Genomic DNA, 13837 nt, shown 5'->3' with positions numbered 1-13837 from the left:
TATGTATGTATACTGTAAATATTGGTAAATAGTGTTATAAAAGGAGTAATATATAGATGAAATGAAATCTTCTTTTGGTATTTTGAGTAACTTATTGATGAAATTTAAGCAAGAGCTTGAAAGTAAGCGAGTTGCATTTTTTTCCAAAGAAGAGAGGATAAGTATTAATTTTAAAGGGATTTTAAATGACATTTATTATCCTTCAGATTTGGATGAGGTTTATGAAGCATTAAGATATGATATTGAGATTATTCTTAGTTTGGGTAGAGTATTTCAAATGTTGAATTTTAAGAATATGGGAGATAGAGATACAAGAATTGTTACTAATTTGCTAAATGGTTTAATGTACGTTGCTCATTCAATTCAAATTTTCTTTGAAGATGTTTTAAATAAAGCTAAATTAGAAATGCTTAAATTTAGAGATGAAGATGATCTTGAAAAAATTACTAAGTATTTAGTTCAATTTATAGATGCTGTTAAAGATTTAATGTCTAAGTTTAGAGATGTTATTGTTGTTGTTGCATCAAAGACCAATGAGGATGATATATTAAATGAACTACAGAAAGTTATAGCTAGTTCAGATTCAAATTTTAATAAGGAAATGCGCAATATCCATTATATTTTATTTGATATTATAGAGTTGGTTGATCTTTTATAATTGGTTTGATGTTATAAATTTAGGTATTTCTAATCTATATATTTATATATATAGTAATTTGACATATCGTTATAGAGTATATTACTATTTGTTAAAATATTGATAATATTAGGGGAGAAATTTATGATAAGGTTTTTTATTTTCTTATGTGTGTTAAATTTTGTATTAGGATGCAGATCTGATGCTGTTTTGAATGATGGAGAGAAGATTAATAATGATAAATTCGCATTTTCAACATTTGAATTGATTCCATTTTTTAGAAGTTCAGTAAGTAGAACTTATAATGATTTAGAATCTTTAGTTTCTTTTTTTAAATTGTTGATTGATTATGAATATAGAAATAGTGGTTTGAGCAAGAGTTCTATTTCTGTTATTGATCAATATAGCAAGGATATTGTTAAAGAGTTGTCATGTTATGGTAAGATGTCAGCTCTTCAAAAGGGAAATTTGGAATTTGATACTTATTGTGATGGAGTTAATAAGAGTCGCAATATTTATATGGTTTTAGGATATGATCTTGATTGCATTAATGCATTAAGAGAGATACTCAATACATTAAATGTGGGATTAACTTTTATTGATATACCGCTTTCAGAGAGAAATATAGATAAGGTGGATGTAAGAATTGCATCTCTTTTTTATTATTTAATTTAGAGCAACTTGCATATCATATTAATTTTGTTGTTAATCTCTTTAGTGATGAAGTATTAGAAAAAATTAAGATGAGTAAAGAGATTACAGTGGAAAATGTTTCGAGTATCACCAATTTATTATTATTGTTTATGCAATTAAGAGATGAATTGATAGCGGATTTTAAAAATGTTATAAATAGTGTGGCAAACTTAAAACGTTACAGAAGGTTAATGGAGGCGGAACTTGGTAAGATTATTAGAGATGGAGGGATTCAGAAGAAAATTGCTGATAGTTCTGATTTTGCAAAAACTATTCAAGAATTAGTTATTGGAATCATAAAGGATTTGCCCAAGGTAGATATGTATATAAATGCAAGGAGAATATGATTGTTTATTCAAATATAATTATATTTTTTGAATATTATTGTTGAAATTTGTGTATATATATTTATATATGAAAAAGGGAATATTTATGAGAAGAATTAATATTATATTATGTATATTGTTCATCTTATCTTGTAGTGAAAAGAATGTTGATAAGTCAAGTGAAAATGTGAATGATGCAGATGATAAAGATGTGTGTTCTAATTTATCATTTATAAGACTTGTTGGCATTGATCCTCGTTATGTGACTTTTTATAAGATTCATAGGTTAGTCAAAGAGTATAGAAATAAACTTAATGGTAGGACATTTAAATTAAAAGAGGGTGAGTCTAAGCCTGAGTTTAAGTTTCCCTTATCAAAGATATTTCCAGTTTATAGTGATGCAAATTTTATTTTTGAAAGTTTAAACTATAATGTTAAAGCTATTTATGGTTTGGAATATATGTTTCATACATTAATATTACCGACTTATAGTAGTATTTTGGGAGATGCATCGCGTTTTTCTATTTTTTTATCTTATTTAGACGAAAATTCAAAAGTTTTAAAAAGGCTTGTTAATGATGATTTTAATGATGAAACTTTAGAGCGACTTAAGACTACTAAGACAGATAAAGAACTTGCTTTAATTTATTATTATTTAGTTGATTTTATAAAGAAAAAAGCAAGTTTGGATCAGGATCTTGAAGCCATATTAATTAAATTGGTAGCTGAAGGAGCTGATAGAGAGACTATGTTAAATGTTTTTAATAATAGTATTGTGAATATTTTTTTAAAATTTCCTAACGGTGAATTAACGATAGGTCTATCAAATACTAGACTTATTAGAGATTTTGAGGACCTAAAAAGTGGACCATTAACCATAATTAAATGTTTGATTAAATAAATGTGATTTATTCTTTACTATAGGTATTGTCTTTAATTATCAAACTTATTTAATAACATTTGAAATTTTGTAATAATAAGTAATTTTTAAATATTTTTACATGAGAGAGACTATTTTTTGTTTACATGTTGGTTAATATTTGAGTTTTTATTTGTCTTAGTGTTATTAACTTGGTGTGATTTTAATTCATTTGATAAGAATGTTTTAAAGTTGTGATGTGATTTATAACATCTTCTTGAATAAATATAATTATATTATATAATAATAAGTATTAAATTGTATTGGTATTATTAAATATTGAGTTTAAAGATATACAATCTTAAGGAAGGAGAAGCATATGAAAATATTAGGTTTAATATTTTATTTGTTGTGTGTAATGAATATGATTTCTTGTAGATATTGGTCTTTAGAGGAGAGAATGGATAAAGATTTTAACCAAAAAGATGAGGTTGGTGGTACACGTAATTTAAAAAAATTGGATAAATTAAACCAGTCAGAAGTGACAAATCTGTCATTTATAAGTTCAGATTTATGGGATGAAATTTTTAATCATCCGGAAGATAGTGTTAAGAGTAGTGATTATGGGGAGCAGATAGTATTTCCAGAAAATGAATTTGATTTTCAGTTAGATATAGAAAAACAACAAAGGATAGATGATTTTCAAACTAATGATGCTAGAGAGGGTGTTAATGGTGGAGATGAAATTGATAAAGATAATTTAGAGAAGACAGATAGGGTTGATGGAAATAAAATTTTGGAAGAAAGGGAAGTTGAATTTAGAGATAATTTTGAGAATGATGATAGCGATTTGGGTGGTGAGGGAAAAGTTTATGATTTTCTTTTGGAGAAGGTACAAACTTACAAGGCAAAGTTTTTAAATGAACGTGATCAGTTTTATTTAACTAAATTATTTTTTAATATTCCTTTTGATAAAATCTCTTCAGATTTTAGTTTTGAGGAGGAACAGGATAAAGTTTATTCAGGATTAAGATATAATGTTGGTCTTATTGCAAGGTTGGGTAACTTATTTGATAAGTTATTGTTAACAAATATTTCTAATGGAATTTTAGAGGTCTTTGATGATGTGTTATCAGTTTTAAGTGAACTATCACAATATCCCAAAGATTCTTTAGAGCTTTTAAATGAAGAAATTCTAGCAAATATTAGAGAACGAGATATTGACATTAAGCGTATTAGTGATGCTTTGGATAATATTGTTCAATTAAAAGAAGAACTTGTTGAGGATATTAGGGATAATATAGAATCATTGGGCTCTATTGATGATGAGAGTGAAATAATATCTTTATTACAAAAGGATTTTGGTGAGGGTAAATATAAGATGAAAATTAGTGTTTTAAGAGAGTTTGCTATGCTAATTTCAAATTTGGTTATAAATTAAACATTAAATGGGCTTATAAGCCCATTTAATGTTTTTGTTTGTTATTTATTATTTAAGGAATGTTAAAAATTTTCTTTAGTTTTTTACATTAAAAGTGAATAGTATTCCTTGAATTGTGATGAAATTATGCATGAACTGAGTTGTTACAATATTGTTTTATATATAAATATATATTGTGTATTTTATTATATTGATTACTATATAGTATATTAATTGTAATAGGGAGAAGAGACTTATGAAATTATTTGGTTTATTGACAGGTACTTTGGTTTATAGTGTGGGAAGTATTGTAAAAAATCGACCTGTTAGAAAGGTATTTGATTTAAAACGTAATACAAGTAGTGGTAATGTACGTGTACAAGGGTCTTTTAATATTAGTGATAAAGAGCAGGTTTTTTATACTCTAAAGACAAGAGTGATTGCTTACAGAGAAGAAATTAATGGTTTATATTCTCAATTTAATTCAGGTAAATTTTTGTTAAATATTCCTTTTAAGAAAATCTCATCAGATTTTGCCGATTCAGATAAGCAGTATAAAATTTATTCTAGTTTGGGATACGATATGGAGGTTATTAAACAATTAGGAAATGTATTAAATAAGCTTGATTTTAATAGTCCTCATTTCATTAATATTGATGCTGATGTTGCTTATAAATTATTAAAATTTTTAAATAATATTACAGATTATGCTAAGACACTTGTTAATTATTATTTGAGTGATGAAACTTTACTTCATATTAAATCTAGCAAAGATAAATTGCGCATTACTGAGATTTATAATCATTTGGAGGACTTTATTACTTTAAGGGAAAATTGTATGTCTAAAATCAAGTTACAAATAACATACTTAGAATCAAAAATTACTAGAGAGTCCGTATTGACAGGGATGAAGGAAATGGTTGCTTATGAGGGTGAAATTGGGCAGGATATAAATTTAATGAGCACAATTGCAATTACGATTTGGAGTCTTAGTTAAAACTTTTATTTGTTGATATTTAAAGTTAGTATTTATTTAATATAAATTTTATGTAATGAATATCGTGTATATCATACATTTTATTTGTTATTCTGTTAATTTTTAATCTTTTTTTGTTATTATGTGATAATTTTATACTTATTATTTTTTTTGTAATTTATGTTATATTGTAGATGATGTTATATTATATTAATTACAATATAATAATCCTTAAGAAAAGGGGGATGATTTATGAGAGTAATAAGAATTTATTTTTTGTTTTGCTTTATTATGGTATCTTGTGGTAAAGATCTCTTAGATACTTTAAGGAAAAATCCGGGGGTTGAGGGGCAATTGAATGTTGGAGGTAGATCTGTTTATGTTTTGGGGAAAGTAGATAATAACGGTAGTGTTGCTAGATCAGGTAGTACAACAGTTAATGGGTCAACAAATGGTGGCAATCCTGGTCCAGTAGAGGTTACGATTAATGGTTCAGAACAAAGCGTAATAGATGAGCTTTATAATGTGCTTGTAAATAAAACGGATCGTTATAAAGCTACACTTGTAGATGAGGCTTCTTTAAGTAATTTAGCTGGTAATCCATACAATATTCCTTTTAGAAAAATAGATTTACAATATGATAATTTGAAACGACAATCAAATTTTTATGCTGGATTAGGATATGATGTTCAGGCTATTAAGGATGTGGGTTTGATATTCAATAATTTGAATTTAGAAAAAGCAATGCCTTCGCATGACAGATCTGCTGAAGGTAAAAATGATGAGTGGATGCTTGCTAATAATTTACTTATTCTTGTGTGGCAAGTTGGGCATTATTCTGAAAAATTTATGAATCATTTAGATAATGCAAGTCTTAGTAAAATTTATAGGGATAAAAATAAAGAAAAGCTTTTGTCAATTAGTAAGTGTTTCGATGAGTTTGTTAAAGTTAGATCTCGTGCTGTAGAAACTATGAAAAAAGAATTGACATTATTAAAATCATTAGTGAAGACAGAAAAATTTTTAAATAAATTGCGAGCAACACTTGGTTTAGTTGACGGTTATGACAACAATATTAAGTCATTATCTTATGAAATCGTCTCATTAGAAGAACAATTATTAAGATTGAAGAATAGTTAAATTAAAGAAAAATCTTGAGGTTTTGAATTGGAATCTCAAGATTTTTTTAAATATTATAATTAAAAACCATATAACAAAAAGAAAAAAAATATTAGCAAAATTTTCTTTTTTTATATAAATCATTTAGTAAATATCATTATATTGCATTATATTGAGTTTAAATATTGGTTGGTGTAAACGCTAAGATAAAGGAGAAGTTTATGCAAGGATTGGGCATAATTTTATATGCATTTGGTATGATATCTTGTAAGCAGCTTAAATTGTCAGAAATTACTAATTTTTTAGATATGCATCAATCAAAAGATAATTTAAAGAATTATTCACGTAAAAAAACACTTAAACAAACAGAAATACTTGAACAAACGGATTTAAAGGATCAAAAATCTTTAATTTTGGATAAAGTAAAACTTGAATCAAAAGAGATTGTAGCAAAAGATAGAGATTTAACCAAAGTTGTTGCTAAATCTCTAGATTTAGGTAAGGGGGTTTTAGAGAAGGATGTTTCAAACAAGAGAGTTGGGGATAGAGTGTTTGGAGATAATAAATCTGCAAAAAATGAAAAGAGTGATGCTAGGCAACTTGAAAGTAAAAGTAAGTTTAGGTCAAATTTAAAGATTGATGGAAAAGTTAAGTTATTAATTCCTAAAAAAACAGCACAAGAAGTTTATGCTGCATTTGAATCTAGAGTATTAAAGTATAAATCAAAACTTATACATGAACGCAGACGATTTAATCCAAGGCATTATTCATTAAGTATTCCTTTTAAAAAGGTGTCACCAATTTTTACTTCTGCAGAGTAACAATCAGATATTTATGCTGCTTTGGGGAGTGATGTTAAAGTTATTACGGGATTAGAGAAAATATTAAATAATTTGGATTTAAAATATCCTGCTCTTTATTCTTATGGTGATACAAGAGTTGCAGCTCATTTATTTAATCTATTATTAAATATTTCAAATTATACAAGAAAACTTATCAATAATCATTTAAATACTGCAAATTTAGATCGAATTAAAAATGGTAAGAGCGTGGAAGATATAATTGCACTTAATGATCTCTTAGAAAAATTTATGATCGAAAGAGACAATGCAGTAAAGATAATTCAAGAATAAATACTCTCATTAGCATCGAAAAATAAAAAAGAAGTGTTGAGGGGGTTAAAACAAACTATTGGGCTTGAGAATAATTCTAGTAGAGAGATTCAGCATGCATCTTATTCTATTATAGGAATGGTAACTCGCATAGCATATTTAGTAAAATAATTCTTCAATATTCTATATAAATAATAGCTACTTCTAATTTAGAGGTAGTTATTATTAACTTATTAAGTTTATGAATTTTTTTTGTTAAAATTTATAATTAATTATATTTTTAAAATAAGTATCCTGTTGTCTGCTTTTTTTGATATATATTGTCTTTTATATTAGATTGATATCTATAAAATTTATTTTTTTAAAGTTTAAATTGTTTTTTTATTTGTGATAATATTTTATATTATAATCAATATTAAAACTTATTAATTATATAGTATTACTATTATTATTATCATGTAATTTTAGAAAAGGAGAATTGTGTGAAAGGAATAGGCGTTTTGTTATTTATAATATGTGTACTGTATGTGTTATGTATGCTAAGTATTTTGTCTTGTAAGCAGGATGTTGCTGAGAACTTACAACAGGAACATATTGAGATTAAACAAAATGAATTTAAATTTAACTAACAATAAGAAGCGTTCTTATGAGTTATCTTAAAATTAGAATATAAGACATTTATTTAGATATTCTAAAGTTTGAAATCCTATTTGATTATATCTATTACTACTTATTTATATTGAGGGTATGGTATTAAAGATAGGCCAATTGATCATTATGTATATTAATATTGATTATAGTAAAAAATATACATAAATGTCATTTAATATATTGTTTTAATTATTTTAATAATTTGTGTTATAATTATTATAAACTAATACTTCTTATTGTTTGAAACTAATTATACTTAGATAATAAGTATTGATATCTTAATGTATTTTTAGTTATGAAGGAGAAGTGAGGAGTGGTTGAATGAAATTTATATGTATGGTAATGAGTATTACATTTGGTGTTTTGTTATTTACGGGTTGTGATGCTAAAGGCCCTTCAGGTCGGATGGGGCTTGCAGGAAGTGATGGGGTTGATGGAAAACCGGGTAAGGCTGGACGAGGTGATCTTGCGATTTTGTATATGAATTTTTTTAATCTTTATAGGTCGTATACTGCTAATAGAGAAAAATTTGATTCTGAAGTTAATAATTTTGATGCTGAAGCTTTTTTCTCTCATAGTGTATTTAAAGATGAATTTTCGGGTAGCAATGTTGAGCAAAGAAATGATTTTTATGCTAGCTTAAAATATAACATTGAGGATATTAAGGTAGTAGAAAAGGTTGTAGAGATATTGGTGGATAATAAGGATGAAATAATTAGGAGTAATGCTTTACATGTATTGAATGTTTTAGTTGATAGTGCTCGACATGTAAAATTAGTTTTGTCTGCATTGGAGCCTAGTTTAGATGTATTAAATGAAATTGATGATGTTGAAGGTATTAGTGACCTTAATGTTATGTTAATGATGATGTGGATGGGGAGAGAAAAGATAATAGATGATATTAGATTGTTGTTTAGTATGTTAAAGGGATATATCGATGTTGGAAACCCAAGTATGCGTAATATTATGAATTCATTAAATGTAATTATTACTTCATCAGGAAATATTTATAAACAAGTTAATTTAGGTGTTGATAGTTTGTTTAGTTTAAAAGAGGCAATTTTAAATAAAATAAAAAATTTAAAACGAAGAGTTTAGTTTTTATAGATTCTTAGAATGGGAGTTTTTATGAAAAGAATGAATGTATTAATATGTGTTGTAAATTTTTTAGTGATATTGGGATGTGTTGGGCCTACTGGGATACAGGGTCTTAGGGGTCCTGATGGAAGAGATGGAGAGAAGGGACAAGATCATCATGGTGATGTTGAATTGTTAATGTCAGCCTTTTTAGTCCTTAAGAGTTCTTATAATTATAATCTTGGTGATGTTAAGAAAATTAAGGATTCTATTGAAAAGTCTTCTATATTCTCACATGTTGCATTTGAGGATAAATTCCAATCAGATAAAAATAAAGATTATATTTGTATTGCAGTAAAGAGTAATGAATTGGTTTTTGAGGATGTATTGCATATTTTGCGATTATTGGTAGGAGGTCGTAGTTCTACTTCGCAAGATCATAATGTTGCTAAAAATTTTTTGAATTCTCTATTAGATAGTGCCAGTTATATTGATGAGGTTATAAACTTAAATTTATTTACTCCTGATTTTGACTTGGATAGGTTGCGTAGTTTTGACAGGTCTGTTGTTTTTGAACTTAATTTTCTTTTGATGGGTATGTTAGGTTTAAGAGAAAGTATTGTTAATGATATTAAAGTATTACTGAAAAATCCAAATTTGGCAATATTGGGTTCATCAAGTCCTTCAAATCTTAAAGTTGAGTTAGCTCCAATTATTGATGTTGGTGGTAATATTTATGAAAAAATTTATGGAGATAATGATAGCTTGAAAAGTTTGAGAGATCTAATTATTAAGAAAATAAATACCAATGTCTAGTATGTTGAGGCTCTAAAAGGAGTTTTTATGAAAAAAATTTATGTAGTAATTTTTATTTTAATGTTGTTAGTATTTGGATGTAAAATAGGGGAGCGTGGTTTAGCTGGATTTGTGGGTCATAATGGTAAAGATGGACTTAGTGGTTATGATGGAAGAAGTGATGTTGAGTTACTTAAAGTAAATTACTTAAAATTTAAAAGAATGTTTCATTCCAATTATGAGTCATTTAAATTAAAAAAGGAAGATTTTGATAAAGAAATTCCATTTGACAATATTATATTTGATAATGAATTTAAAACTGAAAGTCAAAGAAATAGTGTTTATGCTAGTTTAGATTATAATGTTGAAGATATTGAGATTTTAAAAAATCTCATAGCTAGATTATTTGGCTTTATTGATGAGGATAGGAAACAAAATATTAAAGCTTTATTATTTTCTTTAAGAGATATTGATCAATATGTTTCTGCTGTTATAACAGCAAGTGATGTTGTTATTAGTGATTTTAATCTTGTTAATATTAAGAAGGGGAATAATATGCATATTGTTAGTTCACTTAATGCTATGTTTGGTGAATTATTATATAGAAGGGCAAGTGTAATTAAAGATATTAGGAATATTTTTAGTAGCATAAAAAAATTCATGGAAGTTGCTTCTGCTGATCGTATATCAAGTATTAATGGTAATATAAGGATAATTGGTTCGAATACGGGAATTATTTATAAAAAAATTCATGTGGGTGATGAGAGTCTTTTAGGGTTAAAGAATGATATTATAAAAAAATTAGAGGAATTAAAAGAAACATTATGGCTACAATGAGTTTGAATTACAGTAAATTATTGTTCTTTATTCTAGATGTATTTATATATTTGGGATATTCTCTTTAAAAGTAGTATAATTACATTTAATGGCTTTTCTATATGATTTAGAAGAAATGCTAAGGGAGGGTATTTAATGATAAGAATTTATATATTAATTTTTATGTTTTATATCCTAAATTTATTTTTGGCGTGTAAAGTACATAATGATTCAGCAGATGATATTGTTGTGATGAATTTTGATGATTTATCACAAAGTGGCAATACGTTAGCTCCATCACAATTACCTCCGATTAGATATAAATATCCTCAAGCAAATGTGGTTTATGATCAATTAATGAAAAGTTTGTATGCTCTTAAGTCTTCTTATAGTGAAAATCGTGATGCTTTTTTGTCAGTTAAATTGCAGTTTGACAATGGTATTTTTGGTATATATGATATGGATTTTAGTGATGATGAGGCAAAAGATGATGTTTATGGTAGTTTAAAGTATAATTCTTTGATTATTGCAAATTTGAAAAGGTTGATAGAAACTTTAATATCTGCTAATCATAAAGATATTGCTTTAATATTATTGTATCGCTTGAGCGCTAGTGCTATTTATGTAAGAGAAGTTATAGATGAAGATTATGGAATTTTTAGTCAGGATAATTTGAGTATGATGCGATGTAGTAATAATATAACAGGTATTAATTTAATTAAGTCTTATTTAGATGAAATGCTGAAACTACAAAATACTATTGTGGATGAAGTTAAAAATATGCTAAGTGGTGCAATAGATGTTATTAATGATAATGATAAATTTTTACTTAAGTTAAATTTGATTACTGGTTCGCAAGGATATATTAGAGAAATGATTAATGGTTTAAAAAGTCTTAGATATTTAAGAGTTGCACTTGAAGAAGAATTTGATAATTTAAAATTGTGTTTATGAATGTCAAAATAATTGTTTTTTAAATGTTTTTTTAAAGTTGTGTATTTGATGTTACTCTTTTGATTAAAAGAGATTAATATCTTTAATTAAATTAAAAATATTTATTATTATTAATTTAATATTTGTTAATTAATAATAATGAAATATAATGTTTTAATATATTTCATTACATATGTCAGGGTATTGTTTTGTAATATTTCTATGTTAGAGGAGCTATTTGATGAAAATAATATGTCTAATATTTTTTATTTTGAGTTGTTTGATGATCATAGGGTGTTCATTTGATGGGCAGTTATCAAGTGGTGAAAGTTACCCATATTTGAGGTATGCTAAGAGTAAGAGTAATAAGGGGGGAACTGCTGCTTTATCAAGTTTTGGTATAGATATAATATTGCAAAAGCAAGGCCAAGGCAATAAAGGTTCTCTAGCTTATTCTGAGTTACTTCAAAGTATTAACAATATTAAAAAGACATTAAAGTTTGATTGTATGGAATTTGATGAAGCTCAGTTTGATGATATGTTTCAAATTTGTTCTTCATATGGTTATAAAATTGGGTATGATGTAAAAGTTAAAAGAGAAATTTATGCTAGTTTAAATTATGATGTTGATTCTTTAGGTAATTTAAAGACAATAATAAAAAGTTTAGTAAATTCAGGTGAAAAGAAGGGTTGTGATTTAGTTGTTAATTTGCTTAGATATTTAAGTATTAGTACTCAATATATAAGTGATATTGTGGATGAGAAAGGGGTTATTTTAAATGTAGCCAATTTAAATATATTAAAAAGGAGAGATAATGTGGCTAGTTTAAGAGATCTTAAATCTAAATTGGATAGTGTTTTATTGCAACATAATGTTTTAGTAAGTAAATTAAGTGCAATTTTGGAACGTTCAATGGGAATATATTCTGATTTAGCAGACCCTCAGAGTAAGGCTAGAGCAATAAGCGTTTATCTTAGCAGTATGATTAGTAGGGATAGTGATATTTATAATAGGATTTTTAATCCTTTTGATGCTCCTGTTGGTGCTAATAAATTGAGTTTACAGAGCTTAAACTTTGCAATTATTAAGAAAGTTGAAGAATTGACCAAATAGTTTTATATATATTTTTTTGCTAATTTAAAATGTTTAAGTATTTATTGTGTTGATATAAGATTAGTAGGTGTTATTTTGAATGTTAATTTTTTAGTTTTGTTATTCTTGAGTAGAGGGATGTTATAATTGATTAAGTTTTAATAAGGAGAATATATGTCAAGAATAGGTATGGGAGTATTGATAATTGTTGCTTTAAATTTATTCATTAGTTGTTCAGTTGTTAGAAAAGATAATTTTGGTGATGTACACAAAGTTGTTCTTTCAAAACATTTAGATAATTTTGACCTACTAAATTTAGATTCATATACAACAGAAAGTTTAGATCTATATAGAGATCTTCCCTTGCCAATAACACCTTATGAATCATTAAAAAGAAAAGTTCAGGAATTTAGGATTTCATTAGATGTTGGTTCTAAAGGTTTTGATAAATCCAAATTTGATGGCATGTTTCATGGTTTTAATCATTATTTTAAAGATGATTATTCCAAAAATTGTGTTTATATTGCTATGAAATATAATGTAGAATATCTTGAAAAAGTAAAGAGTATTGTAAATAAATTGATTTCTGTTAAGATTGATGATCCTAGAATAGTTTCTGAATATGAGAATACAGCTTTGAATTTGTTGATAGTTTTACAAGATATTGGGATATATGCTTTGGATGTTGTAGAAGAGAATGGTGAAATTTTGAGTAACTCTAATTTAGATATGTTGCAGGAGGATAATGACTTAGATTCTATTAATTCTATTAGTGTTGCTTTAGATAACTTGTTTAAACAAAAGGAATATGTTTTTAATTTATTTATAGATAATATAGAAAATATAGTGAATTTAAAAAAATTGCCTCCATTAAATATGAGTTGGATCTTATTATTGGTAATGATGGAGATATTTTTAATAAAGTTGATACTAAGAGTGGTTTGTTTGGTTTTAAAGAAATAATTAAAGAAAAAATTGTTGATCTGAAGGAACAAAGGGCTCGTAAGTTCCGTATTTATTCAAAATTAAAAGGAGATTCAGATAAACAAAAGTCAAAGAAAGAAAATTAATAATATAAAAAGTAATTAATTAAAAGGTTGATATACAAATTATTTATTTTATATATGTATATCATTAATATGTATACAATCTTTATTGATTCTTTTATATCTTTATTGTCAATATATTAAATAACCTTGTAGGTAAGTTGATATATTTTAATAGTTTTATTTTTATGAAAAAATTTTTTGATTATTGTGATTAATTTATGATATTATTTTTAATAATTATTAAAATATAAAAATTATTAAAATATAAAAAAATAATATAA

Annotated in this window: 17 protein-coding genes; all 17 read left to right on the top strand. The window is 25.9% G+C overall.

Going from position 1 to position 13837, the window contains the following annotated elements:
* The first annotated feature begins 61 nt into the window (after positions 1-61).
* The 17 genes from BRE_RS04480 to BRE_RS06785 all read left to right on the top strand — a co-directional run bounded on the left by BRE_RS04480 (position 62) and on the right by BRE_RS06785 (position 13577).
* Positions 62-658 carry a hypothetical protein gene (locus tag BRE_RS04480; RefSeq protein ID WP_012539279.1) on the top strand — a complete coding sequence of 199 codons (597 nt, stop codon included), beginning with the start codon at positions 62-64 and terminating at the stop codon, positions 656-658.
* Between the two features lie 123 nt (positions 659-781).
* Positions 782-1312 (top strand): hypothetical protein, encoded by a 531-nt coding sequence (locus BRE_RS06495; RefSeq protein WP_232212729.1) that lies wholly within the window; start codon positions 782-784, stop codon positions 1310-1312.
* 68 nt (positions 1313-1380) lie between these two features.
* Positions 1381-1677, top strand: a complete 297-nt coding sequence (locus BRE_RS06490) for a hypothetical protein (RefSeq protein ID WP_232212728.1) — start codon at positions 1381-1383, stop codon at positions 1675-1677.
* Between the two features lie 85 nt (positions 1678-1762).
* A complete protein-coding gene (locus tag BRE_RS04470) occupies positions 1763-2557 on the top strand; it encodes a hypothetical protein (RefSeq protein WP_232212727.1) in 795 nt (264 codons plus the stop codon).
* Positions 2558-2894: 337 nt separating this feature from the next.
* Positions 2895-3956 (top strand): hypothetical protein, encoded by a 1062-nt coding sequence (locus BRE_RS04465; RefSeq protein WP_012539277.1) that lies wholly within the window; start codon positions 2895-2897, stop codon positions 3954-3956.
* A 235-nt stretch (positions 3957-4191) separates the two neighbouring features.
* The gene (locus tag BRE_RS04460) at positions 4192-4932 is read left to right on the top strand and encodes a hypothetical protein (protein WP_012539276.1); all 741 of its coding nucleotides are present in this window, start codon (positions 4192-4194) and stop codon (positions 4930-4932) included.
* 231 nt (positions 4933-5163) lie between these two features.
* The gene (locus tag BRE_RS04455; protein WP_012539275.1) at positions 5164-6051 is read left to right on the top strand and encodes a hypothetical protein; all 888 of its coding nucleotides are present in this window, start codon (positions 5164-5166) and stop codon (positions 6049-6051) included.
* Positions 6052-6251: 200 nt separating this feature from the next.
* Positions 6252-6851 (top strand): hypothetical protein, encoded by a 600-nt coding sequence (locus BRE_RS06485; protein ID WP_232212726.1) that lies wholly within the window; start codon positions 6252-6254, stop codon positions 6849-6851.
* A gap of 21 nt (positions 6852-6872) precedes the next feature.
* On the top strand, positions 6873-7163 hold the full coding sequence (locus BRE_RS06480) for a metal-sensitive transcriptional regulator (RefSeq protein WP_232212725.1): 291 nt from the start codon (positions 6873-6875) through the stop codon (positions 7161-7163).
* A gap of 461 nt (positions 7164-7624) precedes the next feature.
* Positions 7625-7771 carry a hypothetical protein gene (locus tag BRE_RS06365; protein ID WP_198004639.1) on the top strand — a complete coding sequence of 49 codons (147 nt, stop codon included), beginning with the start codon at positions 7625-7627 and terminating at the stop codon, positions 7769-7771.
* A 343-nt stretch (positions 7772-8114) separates the two neighbouring features.
* Positions 8115-8891 (top strand): hypothetical protein, encoded by a 777-nt coding sequence (locus tag BRE_RS04445; RefSeq protein ID WP_012539274.1) that lies wholly within the window; start codon positions 8115-8117, stop codon positions 8889-8891.
* Between the two features lie 30 nt (positions 8892-8921).
* The gene (locus tag BRE_RS04440; protein WP_232212724.1) at positions 8922-9686 is read left to right on the top strand and encodes a hypothetical protein; all 765 of its coding nucleotides are present in this window, start codon (positions 8922-8924) and stop codon (positions 9684-9686) included.
* Between the two features lie 27 nt (positions 9687-9713).
* A complete protein-coding gene (locus tag BRE_RS04435) occupies positions 9714-10502 on the top strand; it encodes a hypothetical protein (RefSeq protein WP_012539272.1) in 789 nt (262 codons plus the stop codon).
* Between the two features lie 135 nt (positions 10503-10637).
* Complete coding sequence (locus tag BRE_RS04430; protein ID WP_012539271.1) at positions 10638-11435, top strand: hypothetical protein; 798 nt, start codon at positions 10638-10640, stop codon at positions 11433-11435.
* A gap of 220 nt (positions 11436-11655) precedes the next feature.
* Positions 11656-12528, top strand: coding sequence for a complement regulator-acquiring protein (locus tag BRE_RS04425; RefSeq protein WP_156768695.1), 873 nt, complete (start codon positions 11656-11658; stop codon positions 12526-12528).
* A gap of 153 nt (positions 12529-12681) precedes the next feature.
* On the top strand, positions 12682-13470 hold the full coding sequence (locus BRE_RS04420) for a hypothetical protein (RefSeq protein ID WP_232212723.1): 789 nt from the start codon (positions 12682-12684) through the stop codon (positions 13468-13470).
* A complete protein-coding gene (locus BRE_RS06785) occupies positions 13449-13577 on the top strand; it encodes a hypothetical protein (protein WP_269516809.1) in 129 nt (42 codons plus the stop codon). The genes BRE_RS04420 and BRE_RS06785 overlap by 22 nt, the downstream gene beginning before the upstream one ends.
* The last annotated feature ends 260 nt before the right edge of the window (positions 13578-13837 follow it).

The organism is Borrelia recurrentis A1, assembly GCF_000019705.1.
GTDB classification, from domain to species: Bacteria; Spirochaetota; Spirochaetia; order Borreliales; family Borreliaceae; genus Borrelia; species Borrelia duttonii.
Note: the sequence above shows the minus strand (reverse complement) of the source record. Positions and strands in the feature narration are given on the sequence as shown.

Excerpts from the sequence above, each read along its gene's own strand:
- BRE_RS04480 (WP_012539279.1), top strand. The coding sequence starts at position 62 with ATGAAATCTTCTTTTGGTATTTTGAGTAACTTATTGATGAAATTTAAG.
- BRE_RS06495 (WP_232212729.1), top strand. The coding sequence starts at position 782 with ATGATAAGGTTTTTTATTTTCTTATGTGTGTTAAATTTTGTATTAGGA.
- BRE_RS06490 (WP_232212728.1), top strand. The coding sequence starts at position 1,381 with ATGAGTAAAGAGATTACAGTGGAAAATGTTTCGAGTATCACCAATTTA.
- BRE_RS04470 (WP_232212727.1), top strand. The coding sequence starts at position 1,763 with ATGAGAAGAATTAATATTATATTATGTATATTGTTCATCTTATCTTGT.
- BRE_RS04465 (WP_012539277.1), top strand. The coding sequence starts at position 2,895 with ATGAAAATATTAGGTTTAATATTTTATTTGTTGTGTGTAATGAATATG.
- BRE_RS04460 (WP_012539276.1), top strand. The coding sequence starts at position 4,192 with ATGAAATTATTTGGTTTATTGACAGGTACTTTGGTTTATAGTGTGGGA.
- BRE_RS04455 (WP_012539275.1), top strand. The coding sequence starts at position 5,164 with ATGAGAGTAATAAGAATTTATTTTTTGTTTTGCTTTATTATGGTATCT.
- BRE_RS06485 (WP_232212726.1), top strand. The coding sequence starts at position 6,252 with ATGCAAGGATTGGGCATAATTTTATATGCATTTGGTATGATATCTTGT.
- BRE_RS04445 (WP_012539274.1), top strand. The coding sequence starts at position 8,115 with ATGAAATTTATATGTATGGTAATGAGTATTACATTTGGTGTTTTGTTA.
- BRE_RS04440 (WP_232212724.1), top strand. The coding sequence starts at position 8,922 with ATGAAAAGAATGAATGTATTAATATGTGTTGTAAATTTTTTAGTGATA.
- BRE_RS04435 (WP_012539272.1), top strand. The coding sequence starts at position 9,714 with ATGAAAAAAATTTATGTAGTAATTTTTATTTTAATGTTGTTAGTATTT.
- BRE_RS04430 (WP_012539271.1), top strand. The coding sequence starts at position 10,638 with ATGATAAGAATTTATATATTAATTTTTATGTTTTATATCCTAAATTTA.
- BRE_RS04425 (WP_156768695.1), top strand. The coding sequence starts at position 11,656 with ATGAAAATAATATGTCTAATATTTTTTATTTTGAGTTGTTTGATGATC.
- BRE_RS04420 (WP_232212723.1), top strand. The coding sequence starts at position 12,682 with ATGTCAAGAATAGGTATGGGAGTATTGATAATTGTTGCTTTAAATTTA.